This window comes from Micromonospora sp. R77, assembly GCF_022747945.1.
Lineage (GTDB): Bacteria > Actinomycetota > Actinomycetes > Mycobacteriales > Micromonosporaceae > Micromonospora.
In genome coordinates, this window is the sequence record NZ_JALDST010000001.1 from 3,193,492 (window position 1) to 3,217,984 (window position 24,493).

20 protein-coding genes and 2 pseudogenes are annotated in these 24,493 nt (G+C 73.8%); 15 read left to right on the forward strand and 7 right to left on the reverse strand.

Translation table 11 applies throughout. The features are described from left to right. Positions 1-367: 367 nt before the first annotated feature. Entirely contained in the window at positions 368-790 is a 423-nt protein-coding gene (locus tag MRQ36_RS14915) for a glutaredoxin domain-containing protein (protein ID WP_242796101.1), read from the forward strand. 147 nt (positions 791-937) lie between these two features. Here the strand turns inward: MRQ36_RS14915 and MRQ36_RS14920 are convergent, their stop codons facing one another. Together MRQ36_RS14920 and MRQ36_RS33920 are read right to left on the reverse strand one after the other, a co-directional pair. Further along, entirely contained in the window at positions 938-2,203 is a 1,266-nt protein-coding gene (locus tag MRQ36_RS14920) for a DUF11 domain-containing protein (protein ID WP_242796103.1), read from the reverse strand. Positions 2,204-2,370: 167 nt separating this feature from the next. Beyond that, positions 2,371-3,075 carry a hypothetical protein gene (locus tag MRQ36_RS33920; RefSeq protein WP_242796105.1) on the reverse strand — a complete coding sequence of 235 codons (705 nt, stop codon included), beginning with the start codon at positions 3,073-3,075 and terminating at the stop codon, positions 2,371-2,373. A gap of 495 nt (positions 3,076-3,570) precedes the next feature. Between MRQ36_RS33920 and ssd the strand changes: the two genes are divergently transcribed. The 7 genes and pseudogenes from ssd to MRQ36_RS14960 all read left to right on the forward strand — a co-directional run bounded on the left by ssd (position 3,571) and on the right by MRQ36_RS14960 (position 9,011). After that, positions 3,571-4,674 (forward strand): septum site-determining protein Ssd, encoded by a 1,104-nt coding sequence (gene ssd, locus MRQ36_RS14930; protein WP_242796107.1) that lies wholly within the window; start codon positions 3,571-3,573, stop codon positions 4,672-4,674. Then, complete coding sequence (locus MRQ36_RS14935; RefSeq protein WP_242796109.1) at positions 4,671-5,882, forward strand: TadA family conjugal transfer-associated ATPase; 1,212 nt, start codon at positions 4,671-4,673, stop codon at positions 5,880-5,882. The genes ssd and MRQ36_RS14935 overlap by 4 nt, the downstream gene beginning before the upstream one ends. Positions 5,883-6,454: 572 nt before the next feature. Next, complete coding sequence (locus MRQ36_RS14940; protein ID WP_242796111.1) at positions 6,455-7,051, forward strand: hypothetical protein; 597 nt, start codon at positions 6,455-6,457, stop codon at positions 7,049-7,051. 356 nt (positions 7,052-7,407) lie between these two features. Then, a pseudogene (locus MRQ36_RS14945) lies at positions 7,408-8,035 on the forward strand (type II secretion system F family protein). Positions 8,036-8,056: 21 nt separating this feature from the next. Then, positions 8,057-8,224, forward strand: coding sequence for a DUF4244 domain-containing protein (locus tag MRQ36_RS14950; protein ID WP_242796113.1), 168 nt, complete (start codon positions 8,057-8,059; stop codon positions 8,222-8,224). Positions 8,225-8,319: 95 nt separating this feature from the next. Beyond that, on the forward strand, positions 8,320-8,637 hold the full coding sequence (locus MRQ36_RS14955) for a TadE family type IV pilus minor pilin (protein ID WP_242801120.1): 318 nt from the start codon (positions 8,320-8,322) through the stop codon (positions 8,635-8,637). A gap of 11 nt (positions 8,638-8,648) precedes the next feature. Continuing rightward, entirely contained in the window at positions 8,649-9,011 is a 363-nt protein-coding gene (locus tag MRQ36_RS14960) for an Rv3654c family TadE-like protein (RefSeq protein WP_242796115.1), read from the forward strand. A gap of 137 nt (positions 9,012-9,148) precedes the next feature. On the opposite strand, the gene MRQ36_RS14965 is transcribed toward MRQ36_RS14960, so the two are convergent. From MRQ36_RS14965 to MRQ36_RS14975, 3 genes are all read right to left on the reverse strand, one after another. Beyond that, a complete protein-coding gene (locus MRQ36_RS14965) occupies positions 9,149-9,727 on the reverse strand; it encodes a hypothetical protein (protein ID WP_242796117.1) in 579 nt (192 codons plus the stop codon). 47 nt (positions 9,728-9,774) lie between these two features. Beyond that, positions 9,775-9,981 (reverse strand): hypothetical protein, encoded by a 207-nt coding sequence (locus MRQ36_RS14970; RefSeq protein ID WP_242796119.1) that lies wholly within the window; start codon positions 9,979-9,981, stop codon positions 9,775-9,777. Positions 9,982-10,171: 190 nt separating this feature from the next. Further along, positions 10,172-12,640 (reverse strand): DEAD/DEAH box helicase, encoded by a 2,469-nt coding sequence (locus MRQ36_RS14975; protein ID WP_374251131.1) that lies wholly within the window; start codon positions 12,638-12,640, stop codon positions 10,172-10,174. A 163-nt stretch (positions 12,641-12,803) separates the two neighbouring features. Here MRQ36_RS14975 and MRQ36_RS14980 point away from each other — a divergent pair, with 163 nt between their 5' ends. From MRQ36_RS14980 to topA, 6 genes and pseudogenes are all read left to right on the forward strand, one after another. Further along, positions 12,804-13,160 (forward strand): STAS domain-containing protein, encoded by a 357-nt coding sequence (locus MRQ36_RS14980; protein ID WP_242796123.1) that lies wholly within the window; start codon positions 12,804-12,806, stop codon positions 13,158-13,160. Then, on the forward strand, positions 13,160-13,594 hold the full coding sequence (locus MRQ36_RS14985; RefSeq protein ID WP_242796125.1) for an ATP-binding protein: 435 nt from the start codon (positions 13,160-13,162) through the stop codon (positions 13,592-13,594). Before MRQ36_RS14980 ends, MRQ36_RS14985 begins: the two co-directional genes overlap by 1 nt. Positions 13,595-13,911: 317 nt before the next feature. Beyond that, positions 13,912-16,266 carry a sodium-translocating pyrophosphatase gene (locus tag MRQ36_RS14990; protein WP_242796128.1) on the forward strand — a complete coding sequence of 785 codons (2,355 nt, stop codon included), beginning with the start codon at positions 13,912-13,914 and terminating at the stop codon, positions 16,264-16,266. Between the two features lie 97 nt (positions 16,267-16,363). Continuing rightward, entirely contained in the window at positions 16,364-16,903 is a 540-nt protein-coding gene (locus tag MRQ36_RS14995; RefSeq protein ID WP_242796130.1) for a hypothetical protein, read from the forward strand. Next, positions 16,894-17,510: pseudogene (locus MRQ36_RS15000) on the forward strand (hypothetical protein). Before MRQ36_RS14995 ends, MRQ36_RS15000 begins: the two are co-directional and overlap by 10 nt. 348 nt (positions 17,511-17,858) lie before the next feature. Continuing rightward, entirely contained in the window at positions 17,859-20,684 is a 2,826-nt protein-coding gene (topA, locus tag MRQ36_RS15005) for a type I DNA topoisomerase (protein ID WP_242796132.1), read from the forward strand. Positions 20,685-20,776: 92 nt separating this feature from the next. On the opposite strand, the gene MRQ36_RS15010 is transcribed toward topA, so the two are convergent. After that, on the reverse strand, positions 20,777-22,081 hold the full coding sequence (locus MRQ36_RS15010; protein ID WP_242796134.1) for a D-arabinono-1,4-lactone oxidase: 1,305 nt from the start codon (positions 22,079-22,081) through the stop codon (positions 20,777-20,779). A gap of 225 nt (positions 22,082-22,306) precedes the next feature. On the opposite strand from MRQ36_RS15010, the gene MRQ36_RS15015 reads away from it, so the two are divergent. Then, complete coding sequence (locus MRQ36_RS15015; RefSeq protein ID WP_242801122.1) at positions 22,307-22,882, forward strand: TetR family transcriptional regulator; 576 nt, start codon at positions 22,307-22,309, stop codon at positions 22,880-22,882. Positions 22,883-23,022: 140 nt separating this feature from the next. Here MRQ36_RS15015 and MRQ36_RS15020 read toward each other — a convergent pair whose 3' ends face one another. Beyond that, positions 23,023-24,231: an amino acid deaminase/aldolase gene (locus MRQ36_RS15020; RefSeq protein WP_242796136.1), complete on the reverse strand. Its 1,209-nt coding sequence runs from the start codon at positions 24,229-24,231 to the stop codon at positions 23,023-23,025. Positions 24,232-24,493 lie beyond the last annotated feature (262 nt).

Below are 24,493 nucleotides of genomic sequence, written 5' to 3' on the forward strand. Positions count from 1 at the left end.
CCGGGTCGGCGGGTGCCCGGGGGTTCCGGTACGGCATCACTCTCCGACGTCTCACCCTACAGTGACGGCGATCACACTCTCCGAACATAAATTAGCGGTCCGTGGACCGGACACCACTCGACGTATACCGGTTCACTGCGGCATGCTGGTGCACGCGACGGTCGTTCACGTCCGGTTCGCGCAGCAGGCCCTCGGCGGTTGCACCCCCCGTGACCGCTGAGTGGGTTCGGCTCAACCCCCCCGGAGCCGAACCTCCGACGACCCCCGTCACCCCCCGACGGGGGTCGTCCCTTTCCGATGGAGCGCTCCAACCCCGGGTCACCGCTCGAATTCCCGGTGGAACCGCTGCCGGGTAGCGTTCCACGGCGTGGTACGTAGTTGGAGCCTGGCCGTCCTGATGCTGGCCTGTGGCGTCGTCGTGGCCGTCACCCAGGAACTGCCCTGGATCGGCGGCATCGAGTTCGTGTTCTTCGTGGCCCTGGCCGGCCTGCTGTCGCCGCTGGTCTTCCCGCGCTCGCTGCCTGCCCTGGAAGCGCAGCGACGCAGTAGCGTGGACGGCCGTCCGATCGTCTACTGGCGTCCCGGATGCCGGTACTGCCTCCAACTCCGACTGCGCCTCGGGCGCTCGGCATCCCGGGCTCACTGGGTCGACATCTGGCGCGACCCGACGGGCGCGGCGACGGTACGGGCGGCCACCGGCGGCGACGAGACGGTGCCGACGGTGGTGGTCGACGGGGAGCCGTACGTCAATCCCGGGCCGGCATGGGTGCGGCAACGGCTGACCCGATGACAGCGGGCCGGCGGCGCGGACCCGCATCGCCGGTGGGCGAACCCGAACGAGTGCCGGCCCCCGTCCCGGAGTCAGGGTCGACGCGGGCGAGGGCCGGATCGCGGGCGGTGTTGAGCCCCGGCGGTGGGATCGAGGGTCAGTCGATCGTCAGCAGCGGACCACTGCGGCGTCGATGACCGCCTCGCCGCCGGCGGTCAGGGCCGCCGGGTTGCTGGAGGCGTCACCGCCGCCGTACGAGTAGTTGTGGAACATTGCCAGGTCCCCGTCGGCCGAGTCGGCGAAGCAGTACGGCGACTGGATGGTGAAGCTGGCCACCACGTCACCCGGCCGGAACGGGACGGTCCAGGTGCCGTCCGCGGCCACGGTGGCCCGCACGTACGTCATGCCGGTCAGCACGTCCTGCACCCCGACCGACAGTTGGGCACCGGTGACGCCGCTCTCGTCGGCGTCGCGTACCCCGTCGCGGTCGGCATCCAGCCAGACCGTGCCGCGTACCGTGCCCGGCTCGGCCAGGGTGACCGACGCCTGACCGGTGTTGTCGGTGAGGTCGTCCTCCGGTGAGGTGGTGGCCGCCGTGGCGGTGAAGGTCACCACGTCGCCCGGGGTGCCGGTGCCGATGGTGGCCGACAGGTGCAGCGGCTCCGGCGTCCAGCCGTTCACCATCCCCGAGTACAGGCAGTCCCAGCCCGGCTGGCCGGCGACCAGGTCGGCACCGTAGTCGCAGTACCAGGGGCTGTTGTAGTCCTCGCTGACCCGGGTGAGGCCGGCGGGCAGCGGCACCGTCACGTGGACCTGCTCCGCCGTCATGTTCCCGGCGTTGCGCACCTGCACCGAGACGTCGACGGTGTTTCCCACGATCGGTCCGGCGGGGTCGGCCTGGGCCGCGACGACCTCGAGGTCGGTCACCCCTCGTACGTACGTGATCGGGGCGCTGCCGGTGTTGTTGCCGGTGGAGAGCTCGGCACCGGTGGTCCTCGCCGTCGCGGTGACCGCCGAGACGGTGCCGGCCGGCGCGGGCGGCAGATAGAAGTCGAACCGGAGCGGTGGTGCGCTCGCCCCCGCGGCCAGCGCGCCGTACGTGCAGGTGGCAGCCGGGCCGAAGTCGCAGGTCCAGCCCTGGGGTGCACCGTTGCCGTCGGTGAAGTAGGCACCGTCCGGCAGCCCGTAGCTGAGGGTGACATCCGGCGCGGACCGGGTGCCGGCGTTGCGGACCTGCACCTCGACGGTCACCCCGCCGCCCACGTCGACGACCTGGTCGCGGGGGGCGATGGCGGTGGCGGTGACCGTCAGGTCCGCCCGGGGCGGCGCCGCGGAGGCCGGCGCGGCGGGCAGCGTGGTGACGGCCAGTGAGAGCAGCGCGGCGAGGCCGGACGCTCGGGCGAGGCGGCGGATCGGAGGAGGGGTGGGATGCACGAGTTCCTCGTCTGTCGAAGGATCCGACCGGCGGTGGGCACGGCCGGAACGGGCGTCCGTGCCCGTTCCGTGGTTCAGCGCCGGCTGCCGGTGGTCCGTCACAGTGGACGGTCTCCTGGCGGTCGCTTCACCGGGTCGACGGGGGCGCGCATCCGGACCGGGGCAGGTCAGCGGATCACCGCCCGCATCGTCCGGTCCGCCGGCTGGAAGCAGACCAGCCCGACGCCCTGCCCGTTCGTCACCACCCACGGATGTCCGAGGTAGGTCTGCTGCCGGTAGGACTGGCCGGGCTGGAGCACGGCGTACTGCTGTCGCCGGCCGTCGTAGTCGAGCCAGTCGACGATCACCGCCTCGGCGCGGGCGTTGACGAAGTCGATGAACGTCTCCGGGCCACCCCCGGTGGACCGCAGGTTCGGCTCCTGCGCGGGCGGCAGGGGCGTCAACTCGTCCGGCCGGGGTGTCGGGGGCGTCGGTGAACTGGGCGACGGCTTCGGGCTCGGCTTCCGGCTGGGTGGTGGGGTCGGCCGGTGCGACGGGCGCGGCGGCATCGACGCGCGGGTGGAGAGGGAGACCGGTGCCGGTGAGTAGCTGACGGTCGGTGGCAGGTCCGGATCGGCCGACTGCGTCGGGTCCGCCTTGATCGCCTCCCCGGCGAGGGGTGGCGGCAACTCGGGCCGCGGGGGCGTGTGGAAGATCGTGAGCGCGCCGGCCACCACCAGGACGACCAGGCCGACGGCCAACGAGGCCAGCGTCGCCGGGGACAGGTCCCGCAGCCACGCCTCACTCCAGGGCCGTCCGTCCGGTGCCGTCGTCGGTCCGACCCGGGAGGGTACGCGGCCCGTCCGCTGCTGCCCGTCGCGGACCGCCGCCACCGTGTGCAGCGCCGGTGGCGGTGTCGGGCGGTGCTGGGGACCGCTCGGCCGGCCGGCCGCTCGTCGGCGTGGCCGGGCTCCGTGCCCATCGTCCGGTGAATCCGCCATGGCCCCGATTCCGAGTGCACGGTGCCGCCCGATCGGCGACACGGGGGATCGATTATGTGCGGCCCGTGCTCCCTGCCGTCAATGGTTCCGTCCGGCCAAATCGGCGCGGTTGTTGACCGTCGGTTTTCCTGCTCCGGACGTCGATCGTCGGCAGGTCGCCGACCGTCCGGACGACATTTTCCGGAAGCCGTGACGATGTCGGCCCGCAGATCGCTATTGGCGTTCCGGCCGCCGACTTCCCCGCCGTCCATAGCAGATCCGGCCACCCGGCGGTGGTTTTCCACAGGGGCCACGGTTGTCCACAGCCGACGGCATCGGGACGGCACACCCGGGTGATCGCCGGGCACGCTCGCCGACAGCATCCGAGCCCGACTGCTGGAGGCCGCCATGCCGCCCCGTACCCCGCCGCCCGCGCACCGCCGCCTTCCCCTCCTCGTCACCGCCGACGGCGACCTCCTCGACGAACTGCTCCGGCTCGCCGCCGCGGGCGGCACCGAGGTCGAACTCGCCGCCGACCCCGCTGCGGCGCGGGCCCGCTGGCTGCCCGCGCCCCTCGTGCTCGTCGGCGGCGACCAGGCACCGGCCTGTCTCCGCGCCCGGCTGCCCCGACGGTCCCGGACGGTGCTGGTGGGGCGGACCGGGCAACTCGATCCGGCCACCGACATCGCGGAGCTGATCGGCGCGGAACACGTCGCCACCCTGCCCGCCGCCGAACCGTGGCTGGTCGACCGCTTCGCCGAGTGCGCCCCCGACCGGCCGGGCGACGGCACCGCCCGGATCGTGGCCGTCCTCGGCGGGCGGGGCGGTGCGGGTGCCAGCGTGCTCGCCGGTGGCCTGGCCGTCACCGCCGCCCGGGCCCGGCTGCGCACCCTGCTGGTCGACGCCGACCCGCTCGGCGGCGGGCTGGACCTGGTGCTCGGGTGGGAGCAGCTCGAAGGGCTGCGCTGGCCGGCGCTCACCGCGACCGACGGCCGGATGGACCCGCCCTCCCTGGTGCGCGCCCTGCCCAGCCGCGGTGACCTGGTGGTGCTCTCCTGGGACCGTGGCGACCTGCGGCACCTGCCCGCCGAGGCGATGGTCGCCACCGTCGACGCCGCCCGGCGCGGGCGGGACGTGGTGGTCGTCGACCTGCCCCGGCAACTGGACGACGCGGCGGTCGTCGCGCTCCAGGCGGCCGACCGGGTCCTCGTGGTCGTACCGGCCGAGCTGCGGGCCACCGCCGCCGCGGCCCGGGTGGTCGCCGCCGTCGCCCCGCACTGCGCCGACCTCGGGGTGATCGTGCGCGGCCCGGCACCGGGCCGGCTCAAGGCCACCGAGGTGGCCCGGGCGCTCGGGTTGCCGCTGGCCGGCACGCTGCGCCCGGAGCCGGGACTCTGCCGAGGGCTGGAACGCGGGGAAGCACCCGCCGCCGCCGGGCGCGGTCCGCTCGCCGCACTGTGCCAGCGGCTCGTCGACGAACTGACCGGCCGGCCCGCGACGGGGGCGGCGTGACCGGGCCCACCGACCCGGGGGAGTTGGCGGCCCGGGTACGACAGCGGTTCGCCACCGCCGCCACCCCGGTCACCCCGGCCGCCATCGTCTCCGCCGTACGGGCCGAGCCGGACGCCGCCGTGCTCGGCGACACCGCGCTGCTGCGGATCGCCGACCGGGTCCGCGACGACCTGGTCGGTGCCGGTCCGCTCGCCCCGCTGCTGGCCGACCCGGAGGTGACCGACGTGCTGGTGAACGGCACCCGGGTCTGGGTGGACCGAGGGCAGGGGCTGCACCAGGTGGCGGTGCCCCTCGGCACGGTCGACGACGTACGACGGCTGGCGCAGCGCCTCATCGCGGCCACCGGACGGCGGCTCGACGACGCCGCCCCGTACGCGGACGCCCGACTGCCCGACGGGACCCGCCTGCACGCCGTCCTGCCTCCGGTGGCGACCGACGGGCCCTACCTGTCGCTGCGCACCTTCCGGCAACGTCCCTTCACCCTCGACGACCTGGTCCGCCAGGGCACCGTGCCCCGGCCGGTCGCGCCGGTGCTCACCGCCCTGGTGGCCGCCCGACTGGCCTACCTGGTCACCGGCGGCACCGGGTCGGGCAAGACCACGTTGCTCAACACCCTGCTCGGGCTCGTCCCGACCACTGAACGGATCGTGCTGGTGGAGGACGCGGCCGAGCTGCGCCCGGTGCACCCGCACGTGGTCGGCCTCCAGGCCCGGACGTCGAACGTGGAGGGATCGGGGGCGGTCGGCCTCACCGACCTGGTCCGGCAGGCGCTGCGGATGCGGCCGGACCGGCTGGTGGTGGGCGAGTGCCGGGGCGCGGAGGTGGTCGACCTGCTCGCCGCGCTGAACACCGGGCACGACGGTGGCGCGGGGACGCTGCACGCCAATGCGGCCACCGACGTACCGGCCCGGCTGGAGGCGCTCGGGATGCTCGGCGGGCTGCCCCGGGCGGCGCTGCACGCGCAGGTCGCCGCCGCCCTCCAGGTGCTGCTCCAGGTGCGCCGTGGCGCGGAGGGACGGCTGCTGGAGTCGATCTGCCTGCTGGTGCCCGAAGGCCCGGACCGGCTGCTGACCGTCGTTCCCGCCTGGATCCGCGGCCGAGGGCTGGGCCTGGCGGCCCGGGCGCTGGGCGCACTGCTGCGGGAACGCGGAGTGACCGTTCCGCCGATCCTCTGTGCCGCCTGGCCCGGCTCGGCAGGTCCGGCGTGATGGGGACAGCCTGGCTGGTGACGGTGCTCCTCGGTACGGCCGCGGCGGTGGTGGCGTGGCCGGTGCGGAGCAGTCGACGGCGGCGTCGGGCCGTCCTCGGCACGTCGGCGGGCGGTGGAGCAGACCTCGGCCCCGGACGGCGAACGCCCGAGGGACGGACCCACCCGCGTCCGGCGGTAGGGCGTCCGGCCCGGGCCCGCCTGCTCGCCGCCGCCCGGTTCCGGGCGACTCCGATGTCACCCGACGTCCTGCCGGGTCCCCGCGATGATCAACGGTACCGGCCGGAGCCGGTCCGGCCGCCCGGCCGGCACGACCCGCGAGGCCCCGTCGGTCGGCGCAGCGAGCCGACACCGCAGCCGGTCGGCCGACGGGACGAGCCGACACCGCAGCCGGTCGGCCGACGCAGCGGGCCGACACCGCAGTCGGGAGCCGCCCTGCTGGTCGGGGCGGTCGATCCGCGCCAGCCGGCCGGTGACCGCGCGGCGGTCGACCGCGGTCACCGCGGGGCAGCCGTCGACCTCGCCCCGGAGCGCGGTGGGTCCCGGGGGCCGGCGGAAAGGCTCGGCTCCGCCGTGGCGCGCTCACCGGGTCGGACCCTGGCCGCCGTCGTGCTCGTCTCCGGGGTGGTCGGTGCCGTCCTCGCCGGCCCGGTCGCCGGGGTGGCCCTCGCCGCCTACGGCGGACTGGGCGTGCGCGGTGCGCTCCGCCGGCAGGCCCACCGACACGCCGACCTGCTGCGGCGGCGTGCCCTGGAGCAGCTCGCCGGCCTCGCCGCCGACCTGCGGGCCGGGCTGCCCGTGCCGGCCGTCGGCACCTGGGCGGGGCCGGTACGCGTGACGGCGCTGGCCCGGGCCGCCGTGCACCTCGCCGAGCGCACCGGCGCACCCCTGGCCGAACTGCTCGAACGGGTCGAGGCCGACGCCCGGGCGGCCGACCGTGGGCTGGCCGCGGCGGCGGCGCAGGCGGCCGGGGCGCGCGCCACCGCCTGGCTGCTCGCGGCGCTTCCCCTCGGCGGCATCGGCCTCGAGTACGCCATCGGCGCCGACCCGGTCACGGTGCTCCTGCACACCCCGATCGGCGGTGGCAGTGCCGTCCTGGCGATCGGGCTCCAGGTGGCCGGACTGCTCTGGGCCGAGCGGCTCGGCGGCGCACGAGGACCGGTCCGCTGATGTCCGGGCAGGTGCTGGCAGCCGGCTTCCTGGTCACGGCGGCGCTGCTCACCGGGCTGGCGGGGGCGCCGGGCCTCCGGCCGGGCAGGCGACTCCGCCTGCTGCGCGGCTCGGAAGACCCGACCGGGAGGCTCGGTCAGCCGGACGGAGTTGCGCCTCATGCCTCGTTCCCGTGGCCCGACCTGCGCAGCCACCTGACCGACGACCGGGCCGCGTCCGGCCCGGTGCCCCGGTGGTCCGCCCGCCGTGGTGCCGGGGACGACGTCCGGGCCGCGTCCGGTCCGGTGCCCCGATGGCCCGCCGGCCGAGGTGCCGGGGACGACGACCCGGCCGGGACAGGCCCGTGGCGGTCCGACCTGCCGGACGGCGGCACCACCGGCCGATCGATCTGGTGGCCCGACCGGATCCGGGTCGGGGCGGGATTCGCCGGTGTCGCCGCGCTGGTCGTCGTCGGTGGCTGGACCGGGCTGCTCGTCGGGACGCTGGTCGCGTTCGCGGCGGACCGGCTGTTGCGGCGGCTCACCCCGCGTGCCGTCCGGGACCGGCGACTGCGGGAGATCGCGGACCTGCCGCTCGCCGCAGATCTGCTCGCGGCGGCGATGCGCGCCGGCGCGCCGGTGGACCGCTCGGTGCTGGCCGTGGCGGAGGCGCTCGGCGGACCGCTCGCCGAGCGGCTGGCCCGGGGGGCGGACACTCCTGCTCGGCGGCGGCCCGGAGGAGGCCTGGTCGCACCTGCGCCCGGTGGCCGGTGCCGACCGCCTGGTGGATGCCGCGCTCCGCTCCACCAGCAGCGGTGCGGCGCTGGCCGGCGCGCTCACCCGGCTCGCCGACGAACTGCGGGCCGAGCGGGCCACCGCGGCCGAGGCCGGCGCCCGGCGGGCCGGTGTGCTGATCGTGCTGCCGCTCGGGCTCTGCTTCCTGCCCGCCTTCATTCTCGCCGGTCTGGTGCCGGTGATCGTCGCCGTCCTCGGCGACCTGCTCTGATCCATCGAGAAGGGGTACGACATGCGCAAACTCCTCCGTCGCCTGCGCGGAGACGCCGGCATGAACACCGCCGAGTACGCCGTCGGCACGCTCGCCGCGGTCGCCTTCGCCGGCATCCTGCTCAAGGTGCTCACCTCCGGCAACGTGCAGAGCGCGCTCACCGCCGTCATCGACCGGGCGTTGAAGTGAGCGGGCGCCGGCCGGCCGGGGGCGGGCGCGCGCCGGTTCTCCCTGCCGACGACCCCGGACGGGCGAACGGTGACCGGGGTTCGTTCACCGCCGAGCTGGCGGCCGGCCTGCCGGCGCTGCTCCTGCTCCTGTTCGCCGGCCTGACCGCCATCGACGCGGTCAGCACGAAGGCCGACTGTCTCGACGCGGCCCGGGAGGCGGCACTCGCCGCCTCCCGGGGCGGGGTGGGTTCCGCCGCCGGTACCCGGGTCGCCCCCGACGGTGCCGTCGTCACCGTCGAGGTGAACGGCGACCGGGTGACCGCCACCGTCCGTGCCCCGGTCCGTGCTCTCACTGCCCGGCTGCCCCGGGTCACCGTGACGGCCAGCGCGGTGGCGGCCGTGGAGCCCGGCGGCCCGGATCCACCCCGATGACCCCGCGACCGATGCCGGGAACCGACCACGGGCGGGAGCGCGGCGGGGCGACGGTGTGCCTGCTCGCCGTCGGTCTGGTGCTGCTGCTGTCCGGGCTCTTCGGTGCGGCGGTCGCCGCCGCTCGGCTGGGGCGACAGCGGGCCGGGGTGGCGGCGGACTTCGGGGCGCTCGCGGCGGCGAGCCGGGTGACGGCCGGCGAGCAACCGGCCTGCGCGACCGCCGCGGAGCTGGTGCGGGCCAACGGTGCCCGGCTCGTCGGCTGCCGACTCGACGGGCTGGACGTCCTGGTCACGGCCGAGGTGACCATCCGGCCGGTGCCGGGCCTGGTCCGGACCGCCTCGGTCACCTCACGGGCCGGACCGGTCCGTGCGTGAACCGCCGATTTCGGAGGTGCGAGGCGGTCCGGAGATGGGCGGAGATTCGTGCGGCCGGAGGTGCTGGGTGGTCCCGAGGTGTCGAGTGGGACGGCCGGGCCGGGCGCGTGCCGGCTCGGCACGCGCCCGGGTACGGGTCAGCGGGCCTGGAGGGCGTCCAGGCCGACCGCCATGGCGATGACGAGCCGCCGGTCGATCTGCGGGTTCTGGATCTCCACGACGTACTTGTCGCGCAGGCCCCACTTCTTGACCACCGAGAACACCGGCTGGCCGCCGGCGACGAAGTCGAAGTGGTACGGCAACCAGGAGAGCGAGTCGACGAACCGGCGCAGCAGCGCCACCGGCAGGCTGCGCTCCTGCCCGGTGACCTGCGGCAGGCCGGCCTGCTCCACGTGCCACGTCGACCGCAGCAGCGACTGGGCGAAGTCCTTGCGGAACAGCCCGATCGGGTTGCCGGCGTGGTCGGTCACGTCGTACGTGGCGCCGAGGTCGAGCCGCTGGCGGGCCTTGAAGCCGAGCAGCGGGGTCTGCTTGGAGTCGTCGGTGTAGATGGTCACCTGCTCCTTGAAGGCGAGCCGCTTCTGCTGCGCGAACGCGAGCAGTTCGCCCTCGGTGCCGTCCGCCGCCACGGCGCGGACCTCGTACTGGTTGACCATCATCCGGATCCGCTGGCGGATGAAGAACTGGTGCTGGGTCTGCAAGGTGTCGAGCTGCATGGAATCTCCTTCAAGGGTGAACGCCGGAGTCTGGCACAACCCGGCCCTCAGCGTCCCCCCTCGATGGTGGCCTTCATCGCCCAGGCGTTGAGCACCTGGTGGATGCCGCGCAGACGTTCGTTGATCTGTTCCAGGCGTTCCGCCTGGGCGAGGGTGGCCAGCGCGGAGCCGAGGGCGATCTGCTGGTCGGGGGTGAGGTTCTCCTGGTTGATCGTGTAGAGCAGGTCGACGGTCTCCGCGATGGTGTCGGCCACGGCTCCTCCTCCGGCGTCGGGACGCAGATCGGCTGACGGCTGAGCGCAACCCACGATGGGGGACTCATGGAAGCGCTCCCATGTTTCAATGCCCACCTGCCTCGCCGATCATGCACGGTGCGGTCGCCGGATCGTCGACGTGGCGGTGTCCGTCCTGCGGGATCCCGCTACGTCGCCGGAGTGGAGTGGATCAACGGGTCGGTCCGTTCTGGTGCGGCACCGCAGGCGTGCCCCCACCGGGCCCACCAGCTCCGACCGCACGGGCCGGAGCGCCATCGGGGGCGGCGGGCTCCGCCGGAGCGCCGTCCACCGGGGGGAGGTTGGCCAGGACCACGTCGAGGACCTGCACGGCGTCCGACTTGCCCAGCGGGTTGTTGCCGTTGCCGCACTTCGGGGACTGCACGCAGGACGGGCAGCCCGACTCGCAGCCGCACTCGGCGATCGCGTCCCGGGTGGCCCGCAGCCAGGCCGCCGCCGTCCGGTACGCCCGCTCGGCGAAGCCGGCGCCGCCCGGGTGCCCGTCGTAGACGAAGACGGTCGGCGCCTCGGTGTCCGGGTGCACGGCCGTCGACAGGCCACCGATGTCCCAGCGGTCACAGGTGGCGATCAGCGGCAGCAGGCCGATCGCGGCGTGCTCGGCGGCGTGCAGCGCCCCCGGGATGTCGGCCGCCTCCACCCCGGCGAGCGCCAGCGACTCCGGCGAGACGGTGAACCAGACCGCGACGGTGCGCAGCTCCCGGGCCGGCAGGTCGAGCGGGCGGGTGTCGATCACCTCGCCGGAGGCGATCCGGCGCCGCTGGTACGACACGACCTGGCTGGTCACGTCCACCTCGCCGAGGAAGAGCCCGACCGGCCCGGCGTCGACGTACGACCGGACCGACACCACCGAGAGCGAGGTGACGTCCCGGGCGTGGGTGGACCAGTCCGGCTCCTCGGCGTGCACCAGCGCGCACCCGTCGGCCAGGTCCAGCGAGTCGACCACGTACGAGACGCCCTGGTGCAGATAGACCGCGCCCGGGTGGACGAGGAAGTGCGACGAGCCGCCGTCGACGGTGCCGAGCAGCCGGCCGGTGGACGCCTCGACCACGCAGACGGGTGCCCCGCCCTCGCCGCGCAGGTCGACCTCGGGGCGTTCCCGGTGCCGCCAGTACCAGCCGGTGGGGCGCTGCCGCAGCGCGCCCGCCTCGACCAGCGAGTCGACCGCCTCCTTCGCGCCGTCGCCGAAGAGTTCCAGGTCGGCGGGGGTGAGCGGGGCCTCGGCGGCGGCGCAGGCGAGCTGCGGGGCCAGCACGTACGGGTTGGCCGGGTCGAGCACGGTGGCCTCGACGGGCCGGCCGAAGAGCGCCTCCGGGTGGTGCACCAGGTAGGTGTCGAGCGGGTCGTCCCGGGCCACCAGCACCGCGAGCGCCTCGTCGCCGGAGCGCCCGGCCCGGCCGGCCTGCTGCCAGAGCGACGCCCGGGTGCCGGGCCAGCCGCAGATCAGCACCGCGTCCAGCCCGACCAGGTCGACGCCGAGTTCGAGGGCGTTGGTGGAGGCGAGGCCGAGCAGGTCGCCGGTGAGCAGGGCGCGTTCCAGCTCGCGCCGCTCCTCGCGCAGGTAGCCGGCCCGGTAGGCGGCGACCCGGTCGCCGAGCCCGGGCACCGCCTCGTCGAGCGAGCGCCGGGCGTTCGCGGCCACCACCTCGGCACCCCGCCGGGAGCGGACGAACGCCAGGGTGCGTACCCCTGCGGCGACGGTGTCGGCGAGCAGGTCCGCGGTCTCCCGCAGCGCCGACCGGCGGACCTGGAGCAGATCGGCGTCGGGGGAGGGGGCGTCGGAGGAGGGGAGCAGCGGCGGCTCCCAGAGCGCGAAGGTCACCCCGCCGCGCGGCGAGGTGTCCTCGGTGACGGCGGCGACCGGCAGGCCGGTGAGCCGCCCGGCCGCCGTCGCCGGGTCACCCGACGTCGCCGAGGCCAGCACGAAGATGGGCGTACGACCGAAGCGGGCGCACTGTCGACGCAGCCGCCGCAGTACGTGCGCCACGTGCGAGCCGAACACTCCACGGTAGGTGTGGCACTCGTCGATCACCACGTACGCCAGCCGGCGCAGGAAGCCGGACCAGTGGGCGTGCCCGGGGAGGATGCCGTGGTGCAGCATGTCGGGGTTGGTCAGCACAAACCGGGAGTGCCGGCGGATCCACTCCCGCTCGGCGCGCGGGGTGTCCCCGTCGTAGGTGGCGGGGCGTACCCCGTCGAGTTCCAGGCCGGCGACGGCGCGCAACTGGTCGGCGGCGAGTGCCTTGGTCGGCGCCAGGTAGAGCACGGTGGCGCGCGGGTCGGCCAGCAGGGTGGCCAGCGCCGGCAGCTGGTACGCCAGGGACTTGCCGGACGCCGTCCCGGTGGCGACCACCACGTGCTTCCCGGCGTACGCCAGCTCGGCGGCCTCGGCCTGGTGCCGCCACGGGGCGACGACGCCGCGCCGGTCGAACGCCGCCCGCAGCTCCGGCGGAGTCCATGCCGGCCAGGCGGCGGGCTCGCCGGCGCGGGCCGGCACCCGTTCCACGTGGGTGACCGGGTCGACGGGCCGGTGGGTGCGCAGCCGGTCCAGCAACTCGGCCGGCGGTCGCCCGGGGCCGGTGCCGGCGGATACGGTGGCCGACGGGTCGCGGGGCGGGGCCAGCCGCGCCGCGCCGATGTCGTCGACAGTCACGTCCTGCACTCTCGCACTGGTGTTCGGAATTGGGAACCCGCGGCCGGGGGTATGAGGAAGCCCTCGCCGGTGACCCGCCAGAGGGTCGGCGGCGGGATGGTTAGATGCCCAGAAGAGTCTACGAGGAGGACCGATGGAGCTGTCGCTGGCGACCCGCACCGTGGGGGAGCACACGGTGCTCGAGGTCGGCGGTGAGGTGGACGTCTACACCGCACCGCGGCTGCGGGAACGGCTCCTGGAGTTGATCGACGGTGGGGCACGTCGGGTCGTGGTGGATCTGGGTCGGGTGGACTTCCTCGACTCGACCGGCCTCGGCGTGCTGGTGGGTGCCCTGAAGCGGCTCCGCGCGGCGGGCGGTTCCTTCGCCCTGGTCTGCGACAAGGAGCCGCTGCTCAAGATCTTCCGGATCACCGCCCTGGACCAGGTCTTCCCGCTGCACCCGACGGTCGACGCGGCGATCAGCGCCGACCCGACCGGCACCGGCGCGTGATGGCGACCGTCAAGCTCTCCTTCTCGCCCGCCCCGGTGCACGTGCGTACGGCCCGCCTGGTCGGCGTCGCGGTGGCCCGCCGGGCCGGGGTGCGCGAGGATCTGCTCGACGAGGTGCGCCTGGCCATCGGTGAGGCGTGCACCCGGGCGGTGGCCCTGCACCGGCAGTACGGCGTGGCCGACCCGGTGCTGGTGGAGATGTCGGACTCGGGGGCGTACTCGGTGCGGGTGGTGGACCGGGCCCCGATCGAGGCGGGCATCGGCCTGGCCGCGCTGGCCCCGGACGAGTTGGCGAAGGAGTCGCTCAGCGAGGACGCGTTGACCACCGGCGTCGGCTTCGCCCTGCTCGCCGGTTTCGTCGAGGACCTCCAGGTCCGCCCGGTGGACGAGGGCATCGGCACCGAGGTCCGGATGGTGTGGCCGGTCGGCCGCTGAGCCGAGTCGCGAACCGCAGGCCGCGCTTCCCACGGGGGAGCGCGGCCTCGTCGTGCTGGTCGACCCGTATATCAGATTTTTCCTCATAACACAGTTATGAAGATCATCGAGACACGGTGCCCCCTCCATGTGACCTCCAACACTGCGTAGGGCTACAGTACGCGGGTTGTCAGCAACGCGACCCGTCCCGCAGCCAGCAGGAATGGGTGTTCATCGCTGGTCCGCACGGGTGGGTTGGCGCGCTGGCGAGTTCGCATCCGGGCGTCGGCCGCGTGTCCCCACCGGCCGACGCGATTGTTCGGTACAGGAGGACATAGATGTCCGGGACCTTGGCCGCCGACGGCGGCGCACTGTCCCTTACCGGAGCCAACCTGACGTACGTCGTCATCGCCGCGGTCATCGCGTTGGTGGCGCTCGTCTTCGCCGCCGCCTTGACCAAGGCCGTGCTGGCAGCCGGTAAGGGAACCACCAACATGCAGGAGATCTCCGGGGCGGTGCAGGAGGGCGCGTCGGCGTACCTGCTGCGTCAGTTCCGGACCCTGGCGATCTTCGTGGTGATCGCCGTCGTGCTGCTCTTCCTGCTGCCGGTGCACGACACCGACGGCAACCAGACCCTGGTGAAGATCGGCCGGTCGGCCTTCTTCGTGGTGGGCGCCCTGTTCAGTGCGTTCATCGGCGGCGCCGGCATGTGGCTGGCCACCCGCGCCAACCTGCGGGTCGCGGCCGCCGCCCGGGAACGCGAAGGCGGGCGCGAGGGCGCCATGAAGATCGCCTTCCGGACCGGTGGCGTGGTCGGCTTCCTCACCGTCGGCCTCGGCCTCTTCGGTGCGGCGCTGGTCGTCATGCTCTTCAAGGGCGACGCCCCGACCGTGCTGGAGGGCTTCGGCTTCGGTGCCGCGCTGCTCGCCATGTTCATGCGGGTCGGCGGCGGCATCTTCACCAAGGCCGCCGACGTCGGCGCCGACCTGGTCGGCAAGGTCGAGCAGGGCATCCCCGAGGACGACCCGCGCAACGCCGCCACCATCGCGGACAACGTGGGCGACAACGTCGGCGACTGCGCCGGCATGGCCGCCGACCTCTTCGAGTCGTACGCGGTCACCCTGGTCGCCGCGCTGATCCTGGGCCGCGCCGCGTTCGGCGAGGACGGGCTGGTCTTCCCGCTGGTCATCTCCACCATCGGCGTGCTGGTCGCGATCGTCGGCGTCTTCATCACCCGGCTGCGCGCGTCCGACCGCAACGGGCTGACCGCGATCAACCGGGCCTTCTACATCTCGGCCGTGCTCTCCGCGGTGCTGGTGTCGATCGCCGCCTACGCGTACCTGCCGGCGACCTTCGCCGAGCTGGAGGGCGGGCTGACCGACGTCGACCGCAACCCGCGGCTGGTGGCCATCGGCGCGGTGATCATCGGTATCGTGCTGGCCGCCGCGATCCAGGCGCTGACCGGCTACTTCACCGAGACCAACAAGCGCCCGGTGCAGGACATCGGCAAGAGCTCGCAGACCGGTGCCGCCACCGTCATCCTCGCCGGCATCAGCGTCGGCCTGGAGTCGGCGGTCTACTCGGCGCTGCTGATCGGCGCCGGCGTCTTCGGCGCGTTCCTGCTCGGCGGCAGCTCCATCACGCTGTCGCTCTTCGCGGTCGCGCTGGCCGGCACGGGCCTGCTCACCACCGTCGGCGTGATCGTCGCGATGGACACCTTCGGCCCGATCTCCGACAACGCGCAGGGCGTCGCGGAGATGTCCGGCGACATCGACGAGCACGGCGCGCGGATCCTCACCGAGCTGGACGCGGTCGGCAACACCACCAAGGCGATCACCAAGGGCATCGCGATCGCCACCGCGGTGCTGGCCGCCACCGCGCTGTTCGGCTCGTACACCGACACGCTGCGCTCCTCGTACGAGGACGCGGGCGTGGGCGACGTCGGGCAGGAGATCCTCAACGCGCTGAACGTGGCCAACCCGCGCAACCTGGTCGGCCTGATCATCGGTGCGGCGGTGGTCTTCCTCTTCTCCGGGCTGGCCATCAACGCGGTCTCCCGCTCGGCCGGTGCCGTGGTGATGGAGGTCCGCCGGCAGTTCCGTGAGCTGCCCGGGATCATGGACCGCACCCAGCGCCCCGAGTACGGCAAGGTCGTCGACATCTGCACCCGGGACGCGCAGCGCGAGCTGATGACCCCCGGTCTGCTCGCCATCCTCGCGCCGATCGCGGTCGGCTTCGGGCTCGGCCCGGGCGCGCTGGCGTCGTACCTGGCCGGTGCGATCGGGGCGGGCACGCTGATGGCGGTCTTCCTGGCCAACTCCGGTGGTGCCTGGGACAACGCCAAGAAGCTGGTGGAGGACGGCGCGTACGGCGGCAAGGGCTCCGAGGCGCACTCCGCCACCGTCATCGGTGACACCGTCGGTGACCCGTTCAAGGACACCGCCGGCCCGGCGATCAACCCGCTGATCAAGGTGATGAACCTGGTCTCGCTGCTGATCGCGCCGGCCGTGGTGGCCTGGAGCGTGGGCGACGACCGGAACACCGGCCTGCGGATCGCGATCGCGGTCGTCGCGGCGCTGATCATCGTGGCGGCGGTGGTGTTCAGCAAGCGCAAGGGCATCGCCATGGACGACTCCGGCAGCGACACCGGCGCGGGTAACCCGGACCAGCGGCCGGAGACGGTCAACGCCTGATCCGGTGGGGGTTCCCGGTCGGCGCGTGCCGACCGGGAACCCTCCCGTCGAAACCTGACCGGTGGCACTTCCCCCCGGAAGCCGTACGCTGCTTCGCATGCGTACGCGCCGGGCGGCAGCCGCCGGAAAGCTCACGGTGGTCCTGGCCACGCTCGTCCTCGTCGTCGCCGGCTGCGGCGGCCCCAGCCCCCGGGCCTGGGCCTCGTCCGTCTGCCAGGCGCTCACGCCGTGGCGGGCGGAGATCAACAAATTGACCAGCAGCACCCAGCAGCAGATGACCGCGCAGACCACCCCGGCGCAGGCCAAGGAGAACCTGGTCCGGCTCTTCGCCGGGGCGGAGCAGGCCAGCGAGACGGCCCGACGCAAGGTCGAGGAGGCCGGCGTGCCGGAGACCGACCACGGCGCGGAGATCTCCGCCGGGTTCCGCGGCTCGCTCAGCAAGGTGCGGGACGCGTACGGGCGGGCCCGGGCGACCATCGAAGGGCTCGACACCGGGCAGGCCGGCCCCTTCTACGACGGGGTACGGGCCGCCGTGGACACCCTGAACAAGGAGTACGACGCGAGCGCGCTGGACACCGGCAAGCTCAACTCGAAAGAACTCAAGCAGGCCTTCGACGAGGTCCCGGAGTGTCGCTGACGGCCCCTGACCCCCCACCCCCCGACCCGGTCCGCCAGCTCTCGCTGTTCGGCACCGAGGCGGCCGACCCGTCCCTGGCGGACCTGGCCGGCCTGCTCGCCGGGCCGGGGGAGGTGGTCCGGATGGGTGGTACGGCGCGACTGTCGATCGTGGTGGACGCCGCCTGGCGGGTGCACGTGCTCGTCGCCGAGCTGGCCGCGCGGGGGATCGCGGCGGGCTGGGAGCCGACCGGGGACGGCCGGCACCGGGTCCGCACCTCGTACGCCAGCACCCTCGCCCCGCTGGCGACGGCCTGGCTGCGCGGCACGGTGAAGCGACCACCGGCCGGGTTCCACCTGAACGGGCGGCGGCTGCGGCTCTGGCTGGCCGCCGCCGGGGCCGCCGAGCCGGCCGGGTTCCGGCTCCGCCTCGGCGCGGCCGACCAGACCTGGTGGCCGCAGCTGCGGGCGGCACTGGCCGCGGTCGGGCTGCCCGGCGCGCTGCTCGACCCGGAGGCGGGCGGGCCGCGTACCGGATCAGCGGCCGGCGGCTGGCCCGGCTGGCCGAACTGGTGGGGGACCGGCCGGCGACCGCGCCGGAGGCCGAGTGGCCGGGTGCGGTGGGCTGACGCGCGGCGCGCAACCCCGCCGGCTGTCCGATCCGTGGCACCCGCCGGCCGGCGGTTTGCGCAGGAAAACGGTCCGGTGCCGCTCGGCCGAGGGTCCGTGATCGTCACAGTGACCCGCTCGGAGCCCTACCCACGGTGTACGGTGGCGCCGTCCGGCGACAGTCCGCGCGACCGCCCGGCCCCGCCGCGACGGGCCGGTTTGCCGCCCACGAAACCCGGAACGCGGGCGGCGCGTTACGTTGGACATCCGGACCGCCCGTGGCCCGGCCGGTGCAAGCCGCCCGAAACCGGGCACGAGGGGATACGGCCCGCAACGGGCATGGCGCAGGAGTGAGGTCGGAGAGAGACGTGCCGAGCAGAGCTGGAACCACCCGTCTGGTCATCGTCGAGTCACCGGCGAAGGCCAAGACGATCTCGGGCTACCTGGGCCCGGGATACGTCGTGGAGGCCAGCTTCGGCCACGTCCGGGACCTCCCGCGCAACGCCGCCGACGTGCCGGCCAAGTACAAGGGCGAGCCGTGGGCCCGGCTCGGGGTGGACGTCGACAACGGCTTCCACGCCCTCTACGTGGTCTCCGCCGACCGCAGGCAGCAGATCAGCAAGCTGATGAAGCTGGCCAAGGAGGTCGACGAGATCCTCCTGGCGACGGACGAGGACCGCGAGGGCGAGGCCATCGCCTGGCACCTGGTGGAGACCCTCAAGCCCAAGGTGCCGGTCAAGCGGATGGTCTTCCACGAGATCACCAAGCCGGCCATCCAGGCCGCGGTGGCGAACCCGCGCGAGATCGACCGGGACCTGGTCGACGCGCAGGAGGCCCGCCGCATCCTCGACCGGCTGTACGGCTACGAGGTCTCGCCGGTGCTGTGGAAGAAGGTCATGCCGAAGCTCTCGGCGGGCCGGGTGCAGTCCGTCGCGACCCGGATCGTGGTCGAGCGGGAACGGCAGCGGATGGCCTTCCGCACCGCCGAGTACTGGGACATCCTGGCCACCCTGGCGGTGGCGAAGCCGGGCGAGGGGCCGCGCACCTTCAACGCGACGCTGGTCGCGCTGAACGGCGACCGGATCGCCACCGGCAAGGACTTCGAGCCGACCACGGGTCGGGTCCGGGCCGGCGCGGGCGTCGTGCACCTCGACGAGAGCGGGGCGCGCGGTCTCGCCGCCCGACTGGAGGGGCGGCAGTTCACCGTCACCCGGGTCGAGGAGAAGCCCTACCGCCGTCGCCCGTACGCGCCGTTCATCACCTCGACCCTCCAGCAGGAGGCGGCCCGCAAACTGCGGCTGTCCTCGCAGCAGACGATGCGTACCGCGCAGCGGCTGTACGAGAACGGCTACATCACCTATATGCGTACCGACTCGGTGAACCTGTCGGAGACCGCCATCGCGGCGGCCCGCCGGCAGATCGCCGAGCTGTACGGCGAGCGCAGCGTGCCGCCGGAGCCCCGCCGCTACACCGGCAAGGTGAAGAACGCGCAGGAGGCGCACGAGGCGATCCGCCCCGCCGGCGACAACTTCCGCACCCCCGGCGAGGTGGCCAAGGAGCTGTCGGCCGAGGAGTTCAAGCTCTACGAGCTGATCTGGCGGCGCACCATCGCCTCGCAGATGACCGACGCGGTCGGCTCCAGCGTCTCGGTCCGCATCCGGGCGGTCTCCACCGCGCAGGAGGAGGCCGACTTCGGCGCGACCGGCAAGACCATCACCGACCCGGGTTTCCTGCGCGCGTACGTCGAGTCGAGCGACGACGAGAACGCCGAGGCCGAGGACGCCGAGCGCCGGCTGCCCACCCTGGTCAAGGACCAGCCGCTGACCGCCGACGAGCTGGCCGCGCAGGGGCACCACACTCAGCCGCCGTCGCGCTACACCGAGGCGTCGCTGGTGAAGGCCCTGGAGGAGCTGGGCATCGGCCGCCCGTCGACGTACGCGTCGATCATGCAGACCATCCAGGACCGCGGGTACGTGATGAAGCGCGGCCAGGCGATGATCCCGACCTTCCTGGCCTTCGCGGTGATCGGGTTGATGGAGCGGCACTACCCGCGCCTGATCGACTACGACTTCACCGCCAGCATGGAGAACGAGCTGGACGAGATCGCCGGTGGTGACCACGCCGCCGTCGACTTCCTCACGGCGTTCTACTTCGGCAGCGCCAACGGCACCGGCGACCAGGCCATCGCGCACGCCGGTGGGCTGAAGAAGCTGGTCACCGAGAACCTCAGCGACATCGACGCGCGGAGCGTCAACTCCATCCCGCTGCACACCGACGCCGAGGGCCGCGAGGTCGTCGTCCGGGTCGGCCGGTTCGGTCCCTACCTGCAGCGGGCGCTCCCCGGCGAGCAGCCGACCCCGAAGGTCGAGGGTGAGGAGGGCACCTCCCAGGGCGACCGGGCACCGATCCCCGAGGGGCTGGCCCCCGACGAGCTGACCCCGGAGAAGGTGCACGAGCTCTTCCTCGGCGGCGGGGGCGAGCGGAAGCTCGGCGACGACCCGGCCACCGGCGAGCCGATCCTGCTCAAGTCCGGCCGGTTCGGCCCGTACGTGGCCAGTGGTGAGCGGAAGTCCTCGCTGCTGAAGTCGCAGACGCCGGACTCGCTCACCCTCGACGAGGCGCTGAAGCTGCTCACCCTGCCCCGGCTGATCGGGGTCGCCCCGGACGGCGGCGAGGTCGTCGCCAACAACGGCCGCTACGGCCCGTACGTCAAGCGCGGTGACGAGTTCCGCTCGCTGGAGTCGGAAGACAAGATGTTCACCGTCACGCTGGAGGAGGCGCTGGCGCTGCTGGCCGCCCCGAAGACCCGCCAGCGTCGGGCCGCCGCGCCGCCGCTGCGGGAGATGGGCGTCGACCCGGCGACCGAGAAGCCGCTGGTCATCAAGGACGGCCGGTTCGGGCCGTACGTCACCGACGGGGAGTTCAACGCGTCGCTGCGACGCGGGCAGACCCCGGAGGAGCTGACCGTCGAGCAGGCTTCCGAGATGCTCGCCGAGAAGCGGGCGAAGGGTCCGGCGCCGAAGAAGAAGGCGGCGGCGAAGAAGGCCGCCCCGGCCAAGAAGACGGCGGCGAAGAAGACCGCAGCCGCCAAGTCCACCGCCGCCAAGAAGACCACCACCGCCAAGGCCACGGCGGCCAAGAAGACCCCCGCCAAGAAGGCAGCCCCCCGCAAGGCGACCTCCGCGTCGGAGTGACCCACGCGTGATCGTGCTCGATCCCGGATCCGGTGGCCTCCCGCAGGCAGCGAGGCCACCGGTTCCGGGATCGACCGTGATCGTGCGCGGCGTCAGCCGAGGACGCGCCGCAGGTAGGGGTTGGTGAAGAGGCGGTCCGGGTCGAGCCGGTCGCGGACGGCGAGGAAGTCGCCGAACCTCGGGTACGCCGGAGCGAGCGACGCCGCCTCCCGGTAGTGCAGCTTCCCCCAGTGCGGCCGACCGCCGAGTTCCGTCGCCACCTGCTCGAACGCCCGGAAGTACGGCTCGTACGGCATGCCGACGTACTGGTGGATCGCCACGTACGCGGAGTCCCGGCCGTAGCCGTGCGACAGCCAGACGTCGTCGGCGGCGGTGAACCGCACCTCCACCGGGAAGAGCACCTTGAACGGCAGTCCGTCGACGACGCGGCGCAGCGCGTCGAGCGCGGTGGGCAGCACGGCGCGCGGCAGCGCGTACTCCATCTCCACGAAGCGGACCCGGCGCGGGGTGCAGAAGACCCGGTCGGACCGGCCGGTGTAGCTGCGTTCGGTGAGCGCGCGGGCGGAGACGGCACTGATGCCGGGGGCCAGCGCGGGCACGGCGCGGCCGAGCCGGCAGGCCCCGGCGAAGACGGTGTTGGCCAGGAACTCGTCGTCCAGCCAGCCGCGCCACCGGGGCAGCGGCCGGTCGTCGGCGGGCACCCGGTCGTTGGTCTTCACCTGCACCCGCGAGGTGTAGGGGAACCAGTAGAACTCGACGTGGTCGTGCCCGGCGACCAGTGACGGCAGGTCGCCGAGCACCGCGTCCAGCGCGGCCGGCCGTTCGTGCGCCCGGAGCACGAAGGCGTCGACGCAGCGCAGGGTGACCTCGACCAGGACACCGACCGCGCCGAGGCCGACCCGGGCGGCGGCGAAGACGTCCCGGTGCTCGTCGGCGGAGCAGCGCAGCACCTCGCCGGTGCCGGTGACCAGGGTCAACCCGACCACGAAGGTGGAGAGGCAGCCGAGTTTCGCCCCGGTGCCGTGGGTGCCGGTGGAGATCGCCCCGGCGATGGTCTGTGCGTCGATGTCGCCGAGGTTGGGTAGGGCGAGACCGTGGCGGGCGAGCAGGTCGTTGAGGGCGTGCAGGGGCGTCCCGGCGGGTACGGTGACCAACCGGCGGGCGGCGTCGACCGTGACGCCGGTGTCGAGGTTCGACAGGTCCAGCCGGTACCCGTCGGTGACCGCGGTGTCGGTGAACGAGTGGCCGCTGCCGACCGCCCGGACGGTCCGACCCGCCTCGGCGGCGGTGCGGACGGCCTCGACGACGTCATCGGTCGTACGGGGGCGCAGGATGGCGGTGGCCGTGCTGCGCTGGTTGCCGGCCCAGTTGGACCACTCGGCTGCGGTACCGGGCATGGACGCTCCTCGACATGAATATGAACTGACTTCATATCAGGAACGTTGTGCCTGGTAAATACCGCATCCGGGGTCCGCTCGTTGTACCGGTAGTCACACTTCAGTGACGTGTAGATATGTTCATCCGTCGAAGGGGGGTGGCGCCGAGTGTCCACACCAGCCGCCACGACCGGGCCGCTGCGCCGCGTACCGGTGCAGGGTCGAAGTGTCGCGCGGGTCCAGCGGATGCTGGACGCCTGCGCCGAGCTCGTCGACGAGGTGGGGTACGAGGGCTTGACCACGACCCTGCTCGCCGAGCGTGCCGAGGTGGCGATCGGGTCGGTCTATCAGTTCTTCCCGGACAAGCGGGCGATCGTGCAGGCGCTGACCCTGCGCACCATGGAGTCCTACCTGCAGCGGCTCGACGAGCGGTTCGCCTCGGACGACATGACCCACTGGTGGGACGGCGTCGACGCGGGGATCGACGAGTACATCACCATGCACCGCACCGTCCCGGGCTTCCGTACCCTGCACTTCGGCGACGTGGTCGACCTGCACCTGCTCGACGAGCAGCGCGACAACAACGGCGTGATCGCCGACCAGCTGGCGCGGGTGCTGATCGAGCGGTTCGGGCTGACCGACGTGCCCGACCTGCGGTTCCACCTGGAGGTCGCGGTGGAGGCCGCCGACGCCCTGATCAAGTTGGCGTTCCGCCGTCAGCCGGAGGGCGACGGGCGGGTGCTGGTCGAGGCGAAGGCGCTGATCCGGGAATACCTGCACCGGCAGGTCGACGCCCGCGGCGGGATCACCCAGCCCAGCTGAGCGACGGCGCGGCGCAGGAACGCCCGGGTGCGACCGGGCGGCACGACGAGAGCGGGAACGCCCGGGGTGCGACCGGGCGGCACGACAGCGGCGGGGTGCCCGAGGTGCGAACCGGGCCCCGCCGGACCGGGTCCGGGCTCCTACAGGAACGCCCGACCCTCGCCGCGGTAGGTGGGGACGGTCGCCACCACGACGTCCCCCTCCACCAGGTGCACCTCGTTGACGTGCTCGCAGAGCTCACCGGCCTTGGCGTGCCGGAACCAGACCCGGTCGCCGACCCGCAGGGCGCTCGCGGCGGGGCCGCCCAGCGGGGTCTGCACCTCACCGGCGCCCTCCGCGCCGAGCAGCTTCAGCCCCGTCGGCAGCCAGGGCAGGGGGAGCCGGCTCCCGGCGGCCGGGCCGGAGGCGATCCAGCCGCCGCCGAGCACGGTGGCCAGCCCGGGGGCCGGCCGGCGGACCACCGCGCAGGCGAAGAAGGCCGCCGGGGTGGGGCGCCAGGCACGGTACGCGTCGAAGAGCGTCGGCCCGTACAGGCCCGATCCCGCGGTGACCTCGGTGACCGCGGGATCGGCGCTGGTCGCGGCCACGCTGCCGGTGCCGCCGCCGTTGACGAACTCCAGGTCGGCGTGCTGGCGGACGGCGGTCACCGCGGCACCCCGGCGGGCCAGCAGTTCCCGGTACGACCCGCGCTGGGCCACCCGGATCGCGCGCCCCAGCAGCGCCTGCCCGGGCGGTGCGTCACCGAGACCGGCGATCTGTGCCTCGTACGCCATCAGCCCGACCAGCCGGAAGCCCGGCCGGCCGGCGACGGTGGCGGCGAACGCGCCGGCGGCCCGGGCGCTGTGCAGCGGGGAGCGGCGCACGCCGACGTGCACCCGGCCGCGCAGGGGTCGCCAGGAGGCGTCCAGGTCGAGGCAGACCCGCAGTTCGGCGCGGCGGTCGGGGGCGCACACGGCGTCGATCAGGTCGAGGTGTTCGATGCTGTCCACCATCAGGGTGATCGTGCCGGCGAGGGTCGGGTCGGCGGCGAGTTCGGCCAGTGCCGCCCGGTCCGCCGTCGGATAGGCCACCAGCACGTCGTCCGAAACCCCCGTACGGGCCAGCCAGATCGCCTCGGGCAGGGTGAAGGCCATCACGCCCCGCCAGCCGGGCCGCCCGAGCGCCCGGGTCAGCAGGTCCCGGGCGCGGACCGACTTGCTGGCCACCCGGACGGGCTTGCCGTCGGCGCGGCGGGCCAGCGCACCGGCGTTGGCCTCGAAGGCGGCGAGGTCGACCACCGCGTACGGCGGGTCGAGGTGGGCGGTCGCACGGTCGAGGCGATCGCGAAGTTTGTCACTGTCGGTGGCCACGTGGTGCACGCTAACCGTCCGGGCGTCAATGCGAAATACCCTCGCGTCTGTCGGGCTGTCCCGGGTGGCTCCGGCGGCCTAGGCTCGGCGAGCAGCAATGTCGCGGACGGGGAGGCTCCCCGCCGGGACTAGAGTGTTCCACCGGGGATGCCCAGCTCTGGGCCGGCACGTGGAGGTACGGCCATCGAAAGCCAGAAGAACGGCGAGTCGCCCGGCGTGTCGTCGCCCGGCCCCCAGAGCGACCCGTCCGGGGCCGCCGCGA

Coding starts and splice junctions, on each gene's coding strand:
- ssd (WP_242796107.1), top strand. CDS start 3,571: ATGCCGCCCCGTACCCCGCCGCCCGCGCACCGCCGCCTTCCCCTCCTC.
- MRQ36_RS14950 (WP_242796113.1), top strand. CDS start 8,057: ATGCGCAAACTCCTCCGTCGCCTGCGCGGAGACGCCGGCATGAACACC.
- MRQ36_RS14960 (WP_242796115.1), top strand. CDS start 8,649: ATGCCGGGAACCGACCACGGGCGGGAGCGCGGCGGGGCGACGGTGTGC.
- MRQ36_RS14965 (WP_242796117.1), bottom strand. CDS start 9,727: ATGCAGCTCGACACCTTGCAGACCCAGCACCAGTTCTTCATCCGCCAG.
- MRQ36_RS14980 (WP_242796123.1), top strand. CDS start 12,804: ATGGAGCTGTCGCTGGCGACCCGCACCGTGGGGGAGCACACGGTGCTC.
- MRQ36_RS14985 (WP_242796125.1), top strand. CDS start 13,160: ATGGCGACCGTCAAGCTCTCCTTCTCGCCCGCCCCGGTGCACGTGCGT.
- MRQ36_RS14990 (WP_242796128.1), top strand. CDS start 13,912: ATGTCCGGGACCTTGGCCGCCGACGGCGGCGCACTGTCCCTTACCGGA.
- MRQ36_RS14995 (WP_242796130.1), top strand. CDS start 16,364: ATGCGTACGCGCCGGGCGGCAGCCGCCGGAAAGCTCACGGTGGTCCTG.
- MRQ36_RS15010 (WP_242796134.1), bottom strand. CDS start 22,081: ATGCCCGGTACCGCAGCCGAGTGGTCCAACTGGGCCGGCAACCAGCGC.
- MRQ36_RS15015 (WP_242801122.1), top strand. CDS start 22,307: ATGCTGGACGCCTGCGCCGAGCTCGTCGACGAGGTGGGGTACGAGGGC.